Annotated in this window: 14 protein-coding genes and 1 pseudogene; 10 read left to right on the top strand and 5 right to left on the bottom strand. The window is 71.9% G+C overall.

Going from position 1 to position 16537, the window contains the following annotated elements; translation table 11 throughout:
- Positions 1-55: 55 nt before the first annotated feature.
- Positions 56-712, top strand: coding sequence for an NAD(P)-dependent oxidoreductase (locus tag ACF1BE_RS21645; RefSeq protein ID WP_392200634.1), 657 nt, complete (start codon positions 56-58; stop codon positions 710-712).
- A gap of 47 nt (positions 713-759) precedes the next feature.
- On the opposite strand, the gene ACF1BE_RS21640 is transcribed toward ACF1BE_RS21645, so the two are convergent.
- Both ACF1BE_RS21640 and ACF1BE_RS21635 read right to left on the bottom strand, forming a co-directional pair.
- On the bottom strand, positions 760-1653 hold the full coding sequence (locus tag ACF1BE_RS21640) for a phosphorothioated DNA-binding restriction endonuclease (protein WP_392200633.1): 894 nt from the start codon (positions 1651-1653) through the stop codon (positions 760-762).
- A gap of 278 nt (positions 1654-1931) precedes the next feature.
- Complete coding sequence (locus ACF1BE_RS21635; RefSeq protein WP_392200632.1) at positions 1932-2873, bottom strand: patatin-like phospholipase family protein; 942 nt, start codon at positions 2871-2873, stop codon at positions 1932-1934.
- A 225-nt stretch (positions 2874-3098) separates the two neighbouring features.
- On the opposite strand from ACF1BE_RS21635, the pseudogene ACF1BE_RS21630 reads away from it, so the two are divergent.
- Positions 3099-3260, top strand: a pseudogene (locus tag ACF1BE_RS21630) (flavoprotein); the annotation flags it as partial.
- A 187-nt stretch (positions 3261-3447) separates the two neighbouring features.
- On the opposite strand, the gene ACF1BE_RS21625 reads toward ACF1BE_RS21630, so the two are convergent.
- The gene (locus ACF1BE_RS21625; RefSeq protein ID WP_003974483.1) at positions 3448-3885 is read right to left on the bottom strand and encodes a hypothetical protein; all 438 of its coding nucleotides are present in this window, start codon (positions 3883-3885) and stop codon (positions 3448-3450) included.
- 708 nt (positions 3886-4593) lie between these two features.
- Between ACF1BE_RS21625 and hemL the strand changes: the two genes are divergently transcribed.
- The 8 genes from hemL to ACF1BE_RS21585 all read left to right on the top strand — a co-directional run bounded on the left by hemL (position 4594) and on the right by ACF1BE_RS21585 (position 12790).
- Entirely contained in the window at positions 4594-5913 is a 1320-nt protein-coding gene (gene hemL, locus ACF1BE_RS21620) for a glutamate-1-semialdehyde 2,1-aminomutase (RefSeq protein ID WP_392200678.1), read from the top strand.
- Positions 5910-6605: a histidine phosphatase family protein gene (locus ACF1BE_RS21615; RefSeq protein WP_392200631.1), complete on the top strand. Its 696-nt coding sequence runs from the start codon at positions 5910-5912 to the stop codon at positions 6603-6605. The genes hemL and ACF1BE_RS21615 overlap by 4 nt, the downstream gene beginning before the upstream one ends.
- Positions 6606-6759: 154 nt before the next feature.
- Complete coding sequence (locus tag ACF1BE_RS21610; RefSeq protein ID WP_392200630.1) at positions 6760-8052, top strand: hypothetical protein; 1293 nt, start codon at positions 6760-6762, stop codon at positions 8050-8052.
- Between the two features lie 116 nt (positions 8053-8168).
- A complete protein-coding gene (locus ACF1BE_RS21605; protein ID WP_392200629.1) occupies positions 8169-8759 on the top strand; it encodes a TlpA family protein disulfide reductase in 591 nt (196 codons plus the stop codon).
- 1 nt (position 8760) lies between these two features.
- Positions 8761-9540: a cytochrome c biogenesis CcdA family protein gene (locus ACF1BE_RS21600; protein ID WP_392200628.1), complete on the top strand. Its 780-nt coding sequence runs from the start codon at positions 8761-8763 to the stop codon at positions 9538-9540.
- 3 nt (positions 9541-9543) lie between these two features.
- A complete protein-coding gene (locus ACF1BE_RS21595) occupies positions 9544-11241 on the top strand; it encodes a cytochrome c biogenesis protein ResB (RefSeq protein ID WP_392200627.1) in 1698 nt (565 codons plus the stop codon).
- Positions 11238-12317, top strand: a complete 1080-nt coding sequence (ccsB, locus tag ACF1BE_RS21590; RefSeq protein ID WP_392200626.1) for a c-type cytochrome biogenesis protein CcsB — start codon at positions 11238-11240, stop codon at positions 12315-12317. Before ACF1BE_RS21595 ends, ccsB begins: the two co-directional genes overlap by 4 nt.
- Before the next feature lie 62 nt (positions 12318-12379).
- Positions 12380-12790, top strand: a complete 411-nt coding sequence (locus tag ACF1BE_RS21585) for an SRPBCC domain-containing protein (RefSeq protein WP_392200625.1) — start codon at positions 12380-12382, stop codon at positions 12788-12790.
- Positions 12791-12825: 35 nt separating this feature from the next.
- Here ACF1BE_RS21585 and ACF1BE_RS21580 read toward each other — a convergent pair whose 3' ends face one another.
- Together ACF1BE_RS21580 and ACF1BE_RS21575 are read right to left on the bottom strand one after the other, a co-directional pair.
- Positions 12826-14373 carry an ABC transporter substrate-binding protein gene (locus ACF1BE_RS21580; protein ID WP_392200624.1) on the bottom strand — a complete coding sequence of 516 codons (1548 nt, stop codon included), beginning with the start codon at positions 14371-14373 and terminating at the stop codon, positions 12826-12828.
- The gene (locus tag ACF1BE_RS21575) at positions 14373-16532 is read right to left on the bottom strand and encodes a hypothetical protein (RefSeq protein WP_392200623.1); all 2160 of its coding nucleotides are present in this window, start codon (positions 16530-16532) and stop codon (positions 14373-14375) included. The genes ACF1BE_RS21580 and ACF1BE_RS21575 overlap by 1 nt, the downstream gene beginning before the upstream one ends.
- Between the last annotated feature and the right edge of the window lie 5 nt (positions 16533-16537).

Below are 16537 nucleotides of genomic sequence, written 5' to 3'. Positions count from 1 at the left end.
CGGCCCGGGACGGCAGAACCACTGCGCACGAGCCGATATCAGGGGGACGGATCCGATGAGGACGCGCAAGACGATCGCGGTGCTCGGCGCCACCGGAATGGTGGGCAGCCGGGTGGTGACCGAAGCCCGTGCACGCGGACACCGGGTGGTCGCCCTGTCCCGGAAACCGGCGCACGACGACCCGGCCGTGACACCACTCGCGGTGGACGTGAGCGACCCGGGCGCCGTACGCCGGGCCCTGGCCGACTCGACAGCGGAGGCGGTCGTCCTGGCGGTACGGACGTTCCCCGCCGACCGGGACTTCCTGGTGACCGCCACCCGCACGGTGCTGGACGAGGCCGCGCACCTGGGCATCCGCGTCCTGGTCACCGGCGGCGCCGGCGCCCTGCGCAGCCCCGGCGACCCCGGCCTGCTCGTGGCCGACAACCCCGCGTACGTACCCCCGGAGGTGACGACGACCGCTGCGGCCGGCGTCGCCCAGCTGAGGACCTGCCGGACCCATGCCGGCGCCGACTGGGTCTACCTGAGCCCGCCCGCCCTCCTCGAACCCGGCCCCCGGACCGGCCGTTACCGCCGTGGCACCGACACCCTGCTCACCGACGCCGACGGCCGCTCCTGGATCAGCGCGGAGGACCTGGCGGTGGCCGTGCTCGACGAACTGGAGAACCCGGGCCCGGACCGCCACTTCACGGTCGCGCACAGGCCCGGCTGACCCGCTGGCGAGCACCTGACCGTCTGCCGGCACGGCCACCCGGCGGCTCAGGCCGTGACGGCCGGGCGTGGCGTGCCGTGGAACACCTGGCCGGCGTGCCAGGCGAGGTGGCCGGCGGCGACGGGCCGCGCGCCGGGCTGCGGCCCGAGGAGCGGCCGGCCCGCGAGGGCTATGACGTGCTCGCGGGCGGCGGGGCTGTGGCCGACGAAGCGCTGGGAGACGAGCACGCGGTGGCCGCCGTCGATCCCGAGGACGCCCTTGTCGAACAGCTTGTGGTGCAGGGAGCACAGGCACAGCCCGTTGTCGACGTCGTCCGGACCGCCGAAGGCCCACCAGCGCACGTGTGCGGCCTCCAGCCCCACCGGGACGGTACCGATCCTGCCGTCGTAACCGCAGAAGGCACACCGGTACTCGTAAGCGGTCAGCACCAGCTCGCGCATGCGCCGGTCCCGTTGCCTGCGTACCACCGGGAGCCGTACGACGTCCCCGGGCTCCGTCTCCAGCCCGGCCGACTCACACAGCTCACTGTGGAGCGAGGGCGGGAAATGCCGGTCGAGCAACAACCGCGCCATACGGCCGAGCAGTTCGGGCTCGCTCCGCAGGGCATCCCTCAGTCCCGGAGCGAGCCGCCCGGTGGCACCCGTCTCCCGGAGATCCCGCACACCGCTGCCCGGACTGCCGTACCCACGGTCCGTGCGCACCTCCCACACCTCGTCGTTCACCAGATGGTGGAACGGATAGGCGGGCGTCGTCCTGTTCGGCGGCCCGTACTCGGCCAGCAGCCGTTGCAGATCCGCCTCCACCGCGCTGTAGCGCAGCTCACCGTCCCCGTCCCGCTGGAACCGGCCCAGGGCGTACAGGAGCAGCAGCGGTTTGTGCGGGGCCCGCTTCCCGCTCCTGGTCCACTGCCTGAGCCTCGCGACACGCTCGAGCCAGTCCATGACCGCCGATCGTAGTGAGCACCTGCCGCCGGCGAACGGGTACCTCCCGGACGCCGCCGGAGAGGTGGTGCGGGCCGATGCGGAACACCGGGCGGTGGTGGCCCCGGACAGTACGCAGCCCGAAACCCCGCCGAACCCACCAAACTTTCAGCTCAGGGCCACACCAGGCGGCACGGCTGATGCCCCGCCTCATGCAGCCTGTGGCTGAAGTGGTCAACGCCGTTTCCCGCACTCATGTGCCCTGGGTGTGCCCTCGGGGCACGTGCCTGGGGAGGCGTTCAGGCCAAGTTTTCGCCTCTCGCCGGCGCCCAGGAGTCGGCCAGCTGCTTCCGCGCGGCAGCGGCCTGCAGCCGCCCCGCCTGGAACGCAGGCACCCACGCCGACGGGTCCGACGGGTCCGTGCCGAGCGCCGCCGCCGATGCCTCGTCCGGGAACAGCGACACCACCGTCTCCGCGCCCGGCGCGGCCGACGCTGCCCGCCCGGGGGCCTGACGCGCCATCGGCTCCACGACGACCAACGTACGTGCACCGGCCGCGAGGTCCATGTTGGTGCCTGCCCGCAGCGCGCCGTCGATGTAGTGGCGCCCGCCGATCGAGACGGGAGGCGCCGCGCCCGGGAACGCGCTGGAGGCCGCGACAGCAGCCGCCAGTGGAACGCCACTGTCGCGATCCCAGACCACCGGTTCGCCGCCTCCCGCCTCCACGGCAGGGATGAGCAGGCGACGCCCAGCCGGCCAGGCGTCCGTGCCGACGAGCCGACGTCGCACCGCGACCAGGGCCCGCTCGGCCTCCGGATCGGCCGCGTCGAGGGCGATCCGCCCGACCCGCCGACGGGCCTCCTCCGGTGGCAGGCCGGCACCGAGGACCGCGAAGACCTCACCCATGCGCTGCGGATCGGCCTGCGGCGGCCGGGGACCGCCGCCGCTGCTGCCGGCGGGGTCGGCGAAGTGTGCGAGGTCCTTGCCCGTGGCCAGCGCGGCACCCACGATCGCGCCGGCTGAGGTGCCGACGACCAGATCCGCCGCGCCCAGGTCGACGCCCAGGCCGCGCAGCCCGTGGGCGAGTCCCGCCATCCAGGCGGTACCGACGTGCCCGCCCGGGCCGAGCACGAGCGCACTGTCCACTGAATGCATGGTTCCCCCATCCGTCGCTGTGGTGATCTCGACCCTAACGATCAACAGCCCCTCAATGGCCGGCTCGACCTTGAAATGGAACGACACGGCGGCAGAGTCCCGCCGGAGTCGCCGTCCGGGTCCTGTCCGGCATCCTTCACCTGCACAGGCTGGGCGGGTACCGACGCCCGGTGTCTCTGCGGACCGCGTGAAGGCTCGGCGCATGCGTTGCTGATTCGTGGGGTCAGGTGGTGGCGAGTACATCCAGCACCTTTCTCAGCGTGGGGGGCGGGATGGCCGGGCTTCGTGGGGCGGCTTGGGCTTCGGCGCAGTGTGCATCCCGCGTACCGGCAGAGCCTGGAGCGGCTGCGGGAGATGGGTGTCCTGCTCGGCTCGTACGAGCCGCATCGGCCGAAGGCCGGGGGTGGGGCGGACCGCTTTTGCTGGAAGGAGGCGCTGGACCTGCTCACTCCCAAGCTGTCCGCGCGGGCGTGATCAGCGTCGCTGTGCCGGTTGCGGCGGTGGCGAAGGAGTTGCTGCCGCAGGTTGGACGGCATGGTTGCACATCCGCGCCCCCAGCAGTACGACTGTGCCCTCAATGTGCCCTGGCCGCCTGACGGCCCCCTCCGGCACCAAAAAGGGCGAGGCCCGAAGACCCCGCCCGATCCGCAAGAAACCCAGCTCAGGGCCATACCAGGCAATAAGGCTGATGCCCCGCCTCATGCAGCCGGTGGCTGAAGTCCTGCCACTCGTGCAGCAGCTGGTACACGTTGAACGCGTCGCGTGGTCCGCCCCGGTCCGGAACCGTCGACCAGATGAACGCCGCCGCGCCCACCGCTTCCTCGCCGATGCCCCGCAGGGGGTCCACGACCGTCATGGGGAGTTTGACGACCGCGTAGTCGGGGTGCAGGACGACCAGTTCCAGGGGTGGCACCTTGTGCAGGGGGACGCCCTCGATGCCGGTCAGGACCATCGCGGCCATCGTCTCCGGCTTGATCTTGGTGAACATGCCGTTCATGCCCAGCTCGTCCCCGCCGAGTTCCTCCGGACGCATCGAGATGGGAACGCGGGCCGCGGTCGCACCGTCCGGCGCGCCGAAGTATTTGTACGTCACCCCCACCCGACCACCATTCCTGCTCTCCGCCCGGAGGCGGTCGACCCGGTGGTCGAGCCGGCGGTCGGCCGTCCGGTCCTGCCTGCCGTCCCGCCGCTGCTCCGGATCCCGGTCGGTATCCCGGTGCAGTTCGCGGTCCAGCTCCAGGTCGATCCGCTCCCGGTCGATCTGCCGTTCGTACCGCTCGGGCTCGCTCGGTACACCCTGTGCCTGTCGGGCCTCAGACTGCCATGCGTCGGCCTGCCGCGCCTCGGACTGCCGTGCGTCGGCCTGCCGTGTTTCCTGTCGTCTCTCGGTCGTTTCCTCCGCGTCGCGCCGGTGCCTTCCCCGCCGGGCACGTCGAGGACCCAGGTCGTCAGTCCCCTCGCCCAGTCCGCCACCGCGATGCATATCTCCACCCGACTGCTTTTCTAGGACGCGTGGCCCCCGCCGCGCAACCCGATCATCGTGTCAGTGACCTCCCCCACGGCCGCCCGCCGAAACGTGCGGTGGAACAACAGTCCACGGGATCCGTCCGGCCCCTGATCACCCGGCTTCTGATGATTACGTGCGCAGGAGCTGTGTGTATCAGCTGCCAGTCTCGCAGATGCCCGCCGGATGGCGGCGCTGCGATCCCGAGGCCGACCGCGGTCCGGTCGGGGCGCGGCCTACCCTGAGGAGGTCACCCCGCAACCGGAGTCCGAGAAGTCGGAGAAGACGCACGTCATGAGTGCCCTGAGCGAAACGCCCTATCCCTACGACGCGCCCGTCTCACAGGCGCTCTTCGACCGCGCCTCCGTCGTCACGCCGGGCGGTGTGAACTCCCCGGTGCGTGCTTTCCGCGCCGTCGGCGGCACCCCCCGTTTCATGGTGTCGGGCAAGGGGGCCTGGCTGACCGACGCCGACGGGCGCGAGTACGTCGACCTCGTGTGCTCCTGGGGGCCGATGATCCTCGGCCACTCCCACCCCGAGGTCATCGCCGCCGTCCAGGAGGCCGTCGCCCGCGGTACGTCCTTCGGCACGCCCGGCGAGGGCGAGGTCGCGCTCGCCGAGGAGATCGTCGCCCGTGTCGAGCCCGTCGAGCAGGTGCGGCTCGTGAGCAGCGGGACCGAGGCCACCATGTCCGCCATCCGGCTCGCCCGCGGCTTCACCCGGCGGTCGAAGGTGATCAAGTTCGCCGGGTGCTACCACGGGCACGTCGACTCGCTGCTCGCCGCCGCCGGGTCCGGGGTCGCCACGTTCGCGCTGCCCGACACCCCCGGTGTCACCGGTGCGCAGGCGGGCGACACGATCGTGCTGCCGTACAACGACCTGCAGGCCGTGCAGGAGGCCTTCCACCGGCACCCGGGTGAGATCGCCTGCGTGATCACGGAGGCCTCGCCGGGCAACATGGGTGTCGTGCCGCCGGACCCCGGGTTCAACCAGGGGCTGAGGGACGCCTGCCGGGAGAACGGCGCCCTGTACATCTCCGACGAGGTCATGACCGGGTTCCGCACCAGCCGGGCCGGTTGGTACGGGGTCGACGGGGTCAGGCCGGACCTGATGACCTTCGGGAAGGTCATGGGCGGCGGGTTCCCCGCCGCGGCGTTCGGCGGCCGGGCCGACGTCATGGCCCACCTCGCCCCCGCGGGGCCCGTGTACCAGGCCGGCACCCTCTCCGGTAACCCGGTCGCCACCGCCGCCGGGCTCGCCCAGCTGCGACTGCTGGACGACAAGGCGTACGAGACCGTGGACGCCGTCTCGGCGCAGATCCGGTCCCTCGTCAGCGAGGCGCTCACCAAGGAGGGTGTCGCGCACCGGCTCCAGACCGCCTCCAACATGTTCTCGGTGTTCTTCACGGACCGGCAGGTGCGTGACTACGAGGACGCCAAGCGGCAGGAATCGTTCCGCTTCACCGCGTTCTTCCACTCGTTGCTGGCGAACGGCGTCTACCTGCCGCCGTCGTCCTTCGAGTCCTGGTTCGTCTCCACGGCCCACGACGAGCGGGCCATCCAGAAGATCGCCGACGCCCTTCCGGCGGCGGCCCGGGCGGCTGCGGAGGCCACAGCGGCATGAGTGACAACAAGGACATCACCGTCGTCCACCTCATGCGGCACGGCGAGGTCGAGAACCCGGACGGGATCCTGTACGGGCGGCTGCCCGGGTACCACCTCTCGGAGCTGGGGCGGCAGATGGCCGACCGGGTCGCCGAGCACCTCGCCCCGCGGGACGTGACCCATGTCTGCGCCTCGCCGCTGGAGCGGGCGCAGGAGACGGCCACGCCGATCGCCAAGGCGCACGGGCTGGACCTGGACACCGACGATCGGCTGATCGAGGCCGAGAACGTGTTCCAGGGCAAGACGTTCGGCGTCGGGGACGGCGCGCTGCGCAACCCGGACAACTGGAAGCACCTCGTCAACCCGTTCCGGCCGTCCTGGGGCGAGCCGTACGTCGACCAGGTCGTGCGGATGATGGGCGCGCTGAACGCGGCCAAGGACCGGGCGCGCGGGCACGAGGCGGTGCTGGTCAGTCATCAGCTGCCGATCTGGATCGTGCGGTCGTACGTCGAGCGGCGGCGGCTGTGGCACGATCCGCGCAGGCGGCAGTGCACGCTCGCGTCCCTGACGACGTTCACGTACCAGGGCGACAGGATCGTGTCGGTCGGTTACAGCGAGCCCGCCATCGATCTCGTCCCGGTCCATCTGCGCGCCGGTGCCAAGCCGCAGAAGGGCGGGGGCACGGCGCAGGGGAAGGCCTTCGGCGCCTGACCGTACGGGCTTGCGGGAACACAGAGTCCGATTGGTGTGACTTAGGGTATTCCGCCAGAGATATTGCGAAAAACATAAGAATCATAGGAACCTCCCCGATCTTCGTGCCCTCTGACTGGGTGACCACCAGCAGGCGTGACGATCGGGGATCTCCATGCGCACCTTCTCCCGCACCCTCTCCCGGAGGGGAGCACTCGGCCTCGGCGCGGGGGCGGCGGCGGCCGCCTCGCTGGCCGGGTGCGGGAGCTCCACGTCCTCGGACGGTGCCGGCCACCCGGACGGTTCCGGCGGGCGGAAGAAGGAGCAGGGAAGCAACGGCGGCACGCGTCCGGCGCGGCCCATCGGCGACGGCTCGACCTCCTTCACCGGCCGGCAGCCGCACCAGCCGGCCAGGCCCGAGCCGCTGGAGCCGGGGCAGACCCCGCCGCAGTTCGTGGTCTTCTCCTGGGACGGCGCCGGCGAGGTCGGCAACGGTCTCTTCCCGCGCTTCCTGGACCTGGCCAAGGAGCACGGCGCGAGCATGACCTTCTTCCTCTCGGGGCTGTATCTGCTGCCCGAGGCGAAGCGGCGGCTGTACGAGCCCCCGAACAACCCGCGCGGCGCCTCCGACATCGGCTACCTCACCGACCCGCACATCAAGGCCACGCTGGCCAACGTGCGCCGGGCCTGGCTGGAGGGTCACGAGATCGGCACGCACTTCAACGGACATTTCTGTGCCGGTCACGGCACGGTCGGCAACTGGACCCCGCAGCAGTGGGGGAGCGAGATCCGGCAGGCCAAGGCGTTCGTGAAGGAGTGGCGGACCAACACCGGGTGGACCGATCTGCCGTCGCTGCCGTTCGACTACGACAAGGAGCTGACCGGCGGCCGTACGCCCTGTCTGCTCGGCCAGGACAACCTGCTGCCCACCGCCCGCGAGCTGGGCTGGCGCTACGACGCCTCCTCGCCGGGCGGCCGTCAGGTATGGCCGGCGAAGAAGCTGGGGATCTGGGATCTGCCCCTCCAGCAGATACCTTTCCCCGGTCGTTCGTTCGAGGTCCTGTCCATGGACTACAACATGCTCGCCAACCAGTCCGTGAACTCGACCAAGGCGCCCGCGTACAACTACCCGGCCTGGCGCAAGCAGTCCGCGCAGGCGTACATCCAGGGGTTCCGGCGGGCGTACGAGACGAACCGGGCACCGTTCTTCGTCGGCAACCACTTCGAGCAGTGGAACGGCGGCATCTACATGGATGCCGTCGAGGAGGCCTTCCGGCACATCGCGCGGGAGAAGGAGAAGGGCGCCGACGTCCGGCTGGTCTCCTTCCGGCAGTTCGTGGACTGGATGGACGTGCAGAAGCCCGAGGTGCTCGCCCGGCTGCGGACGCTGGAGGTCGGGCAGCGGCCCGCCGGGGGGTGGAAGCAGTTCCTGCGGGGCGGCAAGGCGGCCTCCTCCGACGCCACCTGAGGGGGCCGGTGTCGCTGTTGCCTGATATGTCCCTTGTAAATACGCCCTGAAATGCGGTTTTCCGCCCGGCAGGGGGGCGCGCGAAATGCGCCGGACAGGCATGCGAAACTTTTCACATGAGTACCCGTAGCCGCGCCGTCCTGCTCAGCGCTGTGGCCGCCGTCGCGGCCCTGACCGTGTCCGCGTGCGGTAAGGGCGGTATCTCCGGCGGCGGCGGCGACACCAACTTCGTCACCGGCCACGACGGCATCGACACCGTCCCGGCCGGCAAGCGCGCCGCCGTCCCCGACCTGTCCGGCAAGACCGTCGACGGCAAGTCCCTCGACGTCGACGACTACCGGGGCAAGGTCGTCGTCCTCAACGTGTGGGGCTCCTGGTGCGGACCGTGCCGGGAGGAGGGGAAGTACTTCGCCAAGGTCTCGAAGCAGTACGAGGGCAAGGGTGTCCAGTTCGTCGGCATCAACACCCGGGACGCCAGCACCATCCCCGCGCTCGCCTTCGAGAAGGCGCGCGGCATCACGTACCCGAGCCTCTACGACCCCACCGGCCGGCTGATGCTCCGCTTCAAGAAGGGCACCCTCAACCCGCAGCTCGTGCCCTCCACGCTCATCATCGACCGGCACGGCAGGATCGCCGCGCGCGCCCTGGAGGCGCTCGACGACACGACCCTGCTGAAGATGGTCGAGCCGGTCCTCGCGGAGAAGTGACGTGAGCGCACTGCTGACGCTGGCCGCGGAGGCGGGCCCGGGACGCAATCAGACCGTTCTGCACGGCGCCCTGCTGGTCGCCCTGCCCGTCGCCCTGCTCGCCGGGCTCGTCTCCTTCTTCTCGCCCTGCGTGCTTCCGCTGGTCCCCGGCTACCTCTCCTACGTCACCGGCGTCGCCGGCTCCGACCTGGCCGAGGCACGACGGGGACGGATGGTCGCCGGCGCCGCCCTGTTCGTGCTGGGCTTCAGCGCGGTGTTCGTCTCCAGCGGGGCGCTGTTCGGCTACTTCGGCGCCAACCTGATCGAGTACCAGGGCACCCTGTCCAAGGTGCTCGGCGTGCTCATGATCGCCATGGGCGTGTTCTTCATGGGGCTGATGCCCTGGTTCACCATGCGCGAGTTCCGCTTCCACCGGCGGCCGACGGGCGGCCTGCTGGGGGCGCCCTTCCTCGGCGCCCTCTTCGGTGTCGGCTGGACACCCTGCATGGGCCCGACGCTCTCCTCGGTCAACCTCCTCTCCTTCCAGGAGTCGAGCGCCGCGCGCGGTTCGCTGCTGATGCTGGTCTACTGCCTCGGCCTCGGCCTGCCCTTCGTCCTCACCGCGATCGCCTTCCGCAAGGCGCTCGGCGCCTTCGCCTGGGTCAAGCGCCACTATGTGTGGGTGATGCGCATCGGAGGCTCGATGATGATCCTCACCGGTGTGCTGCTGCTGACCGGCGCCTGGAGCGGTCTGATCCAGCACATGCAGACCTGGTCCGACGGCTTCGATGTGGGGATCTGACCGATGAGCAAGACCGACACCGGCAAGAGTGCGGAGCAGGAGGACCTGGGGGCGGCCGGCTCCCAGCTGTCCACCGCGCCGCGGGAGGAGCAGGCCGCCCCGGCCGGCTTCGGGGTCGTCGGCTGGGTGCGCTGGTTCTGGCGGCAGCTGACCTCGATGCGGGTCGCGCTGCTGCTGCTCCTGCTGCTCTCGCTCGGCGCGATCCCCGGTTCGCTGATCCCGCAGACCGGCGCCGACGCGAGCAAGGTCGAGGACTTCCGCGCCGCCCACCGGACGCTGGCGCCGGTCTACGACAGGCTCGGCCTGTTCCACGTCTACAGCTCGGTGTGGTTCTCCGCGATCTACATCCTGCTGTTCGTCTCCCTCGTCGGCTGCATCATCCCGCGCACCTGGCAGTTCGTCGGCCAGCTCCGCGGCCGTCCGCCGGGCGCGCCCCGGCGGCTGACCCGGCTGCCCGCTTACACCACCTGGCGCACCGAGGCGGACCCCGAGCAGGTCCGCGAGGCCGCGCTCGCCCTGCTGCGCCGGCGCCGTTTCCGCGCCCATGCCGCCGGTGACGCCGTCGCCGCCGAGAAGGGCTATCTGCGCGAGGTGGGCAACCTGGTCTTCCACGTCGCGCTGATCGTGCTGCTGGTCGCCTTCGCCTCGGGCCAGCTGTACAAGTCCGACGGCACCAAGCTGGTGGTGGAGGGCGACGGCTTCTCCAACGCGCTGCCGATGTACGACGACTTCAAGTCCGGCAGCCTGTTCCGCACCGACGACCTCGTGCCGTTCAGCTTCGACCTGAAGGACTTCCGGGCCACCTACGAGACCAGCGGCCCCAACCGCGGCACCCCGCGCACCTTCGAGGCGCGGATCCGCTACAGCGAGGGCGCCTACGGCAAGGAGCGGCCGAGCACCGTCAAGGTCAACGAGCCGCTGAAGATCGGCGACGCCAAGGTCTACCTGGTCAGCCACGGCTACGCGCCCGTCATCACCGTCCGCGACGGCAGGGGCAAGGTCGTCTACCGCGACGCGGTGCCGCTGCTGCCGCTCGACGGCAACGTCACCTCCAACGGCGTCGTGAAGGTGATGGACGACTACCGCGACGGCAAGGGCGTGAAGGAGCAGCTCGGCTTCCAGACGTTCTTCGTGCCGACGTTCAGCGCCCGCAGCGGCACGATGCTCTCGCAGTACCCGGCCCTGCTGAACCCGCTGCTCGCGGTGAACGCGTACCACGGCGACCTCGGCGTGGACGCGGGCCCCCAGAACGTGTACCAGCTCGACAAGACCCATATGAAGGCGTTCAAGGACGCCAAGGGTCAGCTGCTGAAGAAGCTGCTCCAGCCGGGCGACTCGCTGAAGCTGCCCGACGGCGCCGGGTCCATCACCTTCGAGAAGGACGTCAAGGAGTGGGCCGGTTTCGAGATCGTCCAGGAGCCGGGCGGCGGCTGGGCGCTCGGTGGTGCCCTCGCCGCGATCTTCGGTCTGGCCGCTTCCCTGTTCATCCAGCGCCGCCGCGTGTGGGTGCGTGCGGTGCGCGGCGCCGACGGCGTCACGGTGGTGGAGATGGCCGGGCTCGGCCGCAGCGAGTCCGCGAAGGTGCCCGAGGAGCTGGGCGACCTCGCCGGCATCCTCTACGACCAGGCGCCGGGGGCACCCGACCCCGGCGACGACTCCTCCGAATCCCCAGTCGTACCTGCCGAAGGGGCTGAGAAGTGACTCTCGCCGCCGCAACCAACGAACACCTCGCGAGTATCAGCAACACGCTGATCTACTCGTCGATGGCCGTCTACACCCTGGCGTTCTTCGCGTACATCGCGGAGTGGCTCCTGGGCAGCCGCAGCAAAGTGGCCCGGACGGCCGCGGCGCTGACGGCGCCGGCCGGGACCGGGCAGGCCCCGGCCGTCACCGTGCGGCAGGCCGGCGGGACCGCCGTGCTGGAGCGGCCGAAGGTCGTCGTCCGCTCGGCGTCCGGCGCGCGGGACGTGCCGGACGGGCCGGGCGCGCACGGCGGGGACGTCCAGGGCGACCTGTACGGCCGGATCGCCGTCTCGCTCACCGCGCTCGCCTTCCTCGTGGAGCTGGTGGGCGTCGTCGCCCGCGCGGCCTCCGTGCAGCGGGCGCCGTGGGGCAACATGTACGAGTTCAACATCACCTTCTCCACGGTCGCCGTCGGCGTGTACCTCGCGCTGCTGGCGCTGAGGAAGAACGTGCGCTGGCTCGGCCTGTTCCTCATCACGACGGTCCTGCTCGACCTGGGGCTCGCGGTCACCGTCCTGTACACGGCCAGCGACCAGCTGGTGCCCGCCCTGCACTCGTACTGGCTGTACATCCACGTCTCCACCGCGATCTTCTGCGGCGCGGTGTTCTACGTCGGCGCGGTCGCCACGATCCTCTACCTGTTCAAGGACTCGTACGAGAACAAGCTCCTCGGCGGCGGCCGGCCCGGCCGGTTCGCGACCTCGGTGCTGGAGCGGCTGCCCGCCTCCGCGTCCCTGGACAAGTTCGCCTACCGGGTGAACGCCGCCGTCTTCCCGCTGTGGACGTTCACGATCATCGCGGGCGCGATCTGGGCGGGCGACGCCTGGGGCCGGTACTGGAACTGGGACCCGAAGGAGACCTGGTCCTTCATCACCTGGATCGCCTACGCCTGCTACCTGCACGCGCGGGCCACGGCCGGCTGGAAGGGCCGCAAGGCCGCCTACCTGGCGATGATCGCCTTCGGCTGCTGGCTGTTCAACTACTACGGCGTCAACATCTTCGTCAGCGGCAAGCACTCGTACGCGGGCGTCTGACACGGTCGTCCCGGGCCCCGTAACCGCGTGCGCATCCCCGGTGCCGGGGGCAGGCTGGTGTCATGAGCGGTTCCATCGCACAGGGCATGAGCCAGACCCACGGGAACACGCACATCCTGCACTTCGTGGTGCGGCTGCCGCGGCGCATGGAGGACGTCTGGGCCGCGCTGGCCACGCCCGAGGGGCTCGGGGCCTGGCTCACCCCCGCCGACGTGCTCGAACCCCGGCTCGGTGGCGCCGTCACCCTGCGCGACCTGGGCAGCGGGGAGATCACCGCGTGGGACGTGGACCGGATCGCGGAGTACACGGTCGGGGGCGGTGGCCGCATCCGGTTCCATCTGGAGCGTGACGGGGAGGGCGGCACCGCTCTGCGGTTCACGCACGAGTTCCAGGGCGAGGAGGCGTCGGAGCGGGGCTGGCGGACGCACTTCGAACGACTGATCGAGAAACTGGAGCCTTCCCACCCTTCGTAACCATCGCCTCCCGCCCCTGGGGAGGCCGGTCGCGCCTACGACGGAGGCAGACACTCCTTCCCCGGCGGCTTCCCCTCCGGCCAGGCGATCCGGACGAAGCGCGAGGCGCCCGCGGGGGTCAGCTCCACGATCGGCACCGCCTTGTCGTACGGGTTGCCGTGCACGTCCAGGCAGATCCAGCCACTCGCCCCGTCCACCCGCAGCGAGCCCTTGACCTGCGGCCACTGCAGTCCGACGTCAGCGAGCGCCGGGACGGTACGGCCGGCCGGCACCGCCTCGCGGATGCCGTGCACGGCGAGCCGCAGGGCGTCGTAGCCGATGATCAGCTGCCCGTCGTCCAGGGCGACCGAGCCGACCGGGCCCAGCGGCCCGCGGTCCGCGGCCGTCAGCAGTTTCCGCACCGCCGCGAAGTCGGCCGCCGAGCCGCCCGTCCGCGCCGGGTCCTTCGTCCAGGCCTCCGGGTGGGCGAGGGAGGTGTAGCGGACGGCGAGGTTGCGTCCCAGCGCGCCGCGGTCCAGGTCCTTCTCATGGGTCAGGTACGACGCCTCGTCGCCGGTCAGCACCGTGAACCTCCGGTCCTGGCAGCCGCGCCCGCCCAGGGCGTTGATGAACTGGCGCAGCTGGGTGTGCCGGCCGGCGAACAGCAGCGTGTCCGTCTCCCGCGGGGTGTCGCACACCAGGTGGGTGATCTGCCGGAACGTGTTCGCGGTCGTGCCCTCCTCGCTGCGGTCGGCGGGCGGGGTGAACGGCTGCGACTCGAACGGCGAGCCCTTGATCAGTGCCGCGAAGGACTGCTGGAGGGTGCGCGTGTAGGGGTCGCCGGGCCTGTCGTACACCAGCAGCGCCTTGCCCGCGCTGACCTTGGCGAAGGAGGCGAGCGCGCGGGCCTCGTCGGTGTTGGTCGGTGCCACCCGGGCCAGCCCGGGGAAGGGATCCGCGTCCCGCTGCCCGTTGGCGAGGTCGTCGGCGGTGATGGAGGAGCCGACCACCGGGATGTGGTGCCGGGTCAGCTCCCTGACGGCCCGTTTGTTCGGGTCGGTGCTCTGCCCGATGCCGGCGACCGCCCGCAGCCGGTCCGGGCCCGTCGTCATCGCGATCAGCCGGTCGACCGTCTGCCGCCAGTGCGAGCCGGTCGCGCCCGGGTTGGCGAGGACCAGCCGGATCAGCGGGCGTTCGCCGTTGGCGTCGTGGTTGGCCTGGTACTGCGCCAGGTAGGCGCCCTGGAGCTGGTGGCGGATGTCGTTCTGGTTGGTCGCTGACGTCGAGGTGTACGGCAGCATCAGGGCCACCGTCACATAACTGCCGGAGCGGAGACGGTCGTTCTCCCGGCCGATCGCCCGGACCACGTCCCGCAGCCGGGGCTGCCCGAAGTCGTACGGTCCGGTCGCCACCCCCACGCACTCGTGGCCTCCGGCCGGCCGGGACACCCCGGCCGCGCAGGACCGGTCCTCGTGCAGCAGGGCCCGCACCGCGAACCCCAGGCCGGCCACCAGGGCCACCGTCACCAGCAGGGCCGCGTAGCGGCGCAGCGGGATCTCCCACACGCCCTCCCGCAGCCGCGTGCCCACACCCCTGCGCGCCATCACGCCTCCCCCCGTCGGTGGTCCGGGCCGTCGTCCGCGGGGTCCGCGTCGTCCGGGTGGTCCGGGTCGTTCGTGCCGCCGGCGTCCACCGGGTCGTCCCCGTCCGGCGCGGGGCCGTCCATCGGGCGCCCGGCGAGCGCCGCCGCCGGCCAGTCCCGGGAGGCCCGCCACAGCAGCGCGTTGCCCGCCGGCCGCAGGTTGGACAGCTGCTCCAGCTCGAAGCGCAGCCGGTCGCACACCCGTGGGTCGGGCAGCACCAGCGGGTCCGCCAGCAGCCACACCGCGTGCAGCAGCCGCCGTATCCGCAGGTGCAGTACGGCGTCCGCGCCCTCCGGCACGGGGTGGCCGGCGTCCGTGCGGCCGAGCGCGACCGCGGCCCGCCGGTCGTCGCAGCCGGTGAAGTCGCGGCCCTCGGGGTCGTGTGCGTGGAAGTAGGGCGCGGACGCGACGAAGCGCAGGGTGCGCAGCCAGGCCCGGGGGTCCGCGGTGGCGAAGGTGTCGCACAGGTGGGCGACCGCCGGTCCGGTGTCCCCGAGGGCGAGTTCGTGGTGCAGCCGGTACCGGGCGTGCTCGGGGCCGGGGTAGTGGGCGACCAGCGTCTCGTGGGCGGTACGCCAGGACGCGTGGTCGGCGTCGCGCAGGTGCAGCCGGAGCAGCAGCAGGGTGCGCACGAACGGGTCGCCGACGAAGCGGCCCGGCACGGCGGGCAGCCCCTCCTCGACGAGCAGCGTCTGGAGCGCCCGCACGCTCGCCGGTCCGAAGGTGTCCGGCAGCAGCGCCGCGGCCAGCGCGCAGGCCGAGCCGTGGTCGTGGGCGGCGGCCAGCACGGTCAGCTCGTCCAGGTGCTCGGCCGGCACGAGCCGGTCCAGCAGCGCCTCGTAGGCGGGTACGGCGGGCCGGTCCTCGGCGGGCCGCAGGCCGGCCGTGAGGAGTCCGCCCAGCGAGGACACGCCGGGCAGGGCCTGCGCGGCCGACTCGGCGAGCAGCGCGATCCCCAGCGGGTTCCCGCCGGTCAGCCGGTGCACGGCGGGCGGCAGTTGCGGCGGGACCGCGAGGTCCGCGCGGACCGCGCCGACGATGTGCAGGGTGTCGTCCTGGCTCAGCGGCGGCAGTGCGAGCAGCAGCGCCCGCGAGGAGGGGGCCGCGTCCGGTGCCCAGTCGCAGCGCCGGGCCGCCTCCGCCAGTTCCCGCCGCGCCGCGCCCGGCAGTTCGTCATGGCCCTCGCCGCGCCGGGCCGCGACGAACACCACCCGGTCCCTGATGCCCTCGGTACGGTCCCGCAGCACGGCCGCCATCAGCCCGGGGCCCGGCGCCGACTGCGCGTTGTCCAGCAGCACCAGCGGCCGGCCCAGCCGCTGCATCCGCGGCAGCATCCCCGCGTAGGCCTCCGTCAGGTCGGCCAGCAGCGCCCGCACCAGATGCCGCTCGGCGTGCTCCCGCGAGCCGCCGCCGTCCCGGAAGTGCCCGGACAGCAGCATCAGGCCGCGCTGGGCGTTGCCGCCCGCGTTCGGATACGTGCGGTACCACACCGACGCCTTCTGCTGCCGGCGGCTGGTGAACCCCTCGGCGACGGACTCCAGGGTCGCCTCGATGGCGCCCGACACCAGTGGTCCGGTGCCGGTGGCCGCGGCGACCACCTTGGCCGCCACCTTCCCGGCCCAGCGTCCGGCCAGCCCGCTGATCCACGTGCCGCTCTCGTTCAGCAGCAGGATCCGCTCGACCTCCCGGCGGATCCGCTCCGAGTCGGCGTCGCCCCAGCCGCCCGCGGCCACCGCGACCAGGCCCGGCATCAGCCGCGGGAACGTGATCCGGCCGGCGCCCGTCACCGGCGCCGCGAGCTGCTCGGCGATCACCAGCAACGCCTGCGCGAGCGGTGACCAGGAGGCGGCGGGCCGGTCCGCGGGCGGCGCCGCGAACTGGTCCTCCGCGCAGTCGGCCAGCGCGACCGGCGTGTGCCCCCGGTAGGCGTCCCGCAGCTCGGCGAGGACCGCGCTCTTGCCGAGTCCGCGTCCCCCGGTGAGCACCACGAACGGCGGTTCGTCCGGGTGCTCGTACGGATGGCCGCGGTGCTGGTGCGGGCGCAGGCCCACGAGCCGCGGCGCGAGGCCGGCCGGATCCACATCGAACAGCGCCCCGCGCCCGTGCAACCGTCTGTGCACCGCAT

The organism is Streptomyces sp. NPDC014991 (assembly GCF_043080665.1).
Lineage (GTDB): Bacteria > Actinomycetota > Actinomycetes > Streptomycetales > Streptomycetaceae > Streptomyces.
Note: the sequence above shows the minus strand (reverse complement) of the source record. Positions and strands in the feature narration are given on the sequence as shown.

Coding starts and splice junctions, on each gene's coding strand:
- ACF1BE_RS21580 (WP_392200624.1), bottom strand. CDS start 14,373: ATGGCGCGCAGGGGTGTGGGCACGCGGCTGCGGGAGGGCGTGTGGGAG.
- ACF1BE_RS21595 (WP_392200627.1), top strand. CDS start 9,544: ATGAGCAAGACCGACACCGGCAAGAGTGCGGAGCAGGAGGACCTGGGG.
- ACF1BE_RS21640 (WP_392200633.1), bottom strand. CDS start 1,653: ATGGACTGGCTCGAGCGTGTCGCGAGGCTCAGGCAGTGGACCAGGAGC.
- ACF1BE_RS21615 (WP_392200631.1), top strand. CDS start 5,910: ATGAGTGACAACAAGGACATCACCGTCGTCCACCTCATGCGGCACGGC.
- ACF1BE_RS21585 (WP_392200625.1), top strand. CDS start 12,380: ATGAGCGGTTCCATCGCACAGGGCATGAGCCAGACCCACGGGAACACG.
- ACF1BE_RS21610 (WP_392200630.1), top strand. CDS start 6,760: ATGCGCACCTTCTCCCGCACCCTCTCCCGGAGGGGAGCACTCGGCCTC.
- ACF1BE_RS21645 (WP_392200634.1), top strand. CDS start 56: ATGAGGACGCGCAAGACGATCGCGGTGCTCGGCGCCACCGGAATGGTG.
- ACF1BE_RS21605 (WP_392200629.1), top strand. CDS start 8,169: ATGAGTACCCGTAGCCGCGCCGTCCTGCTCAGCGCTGTGGCCGCCGTC.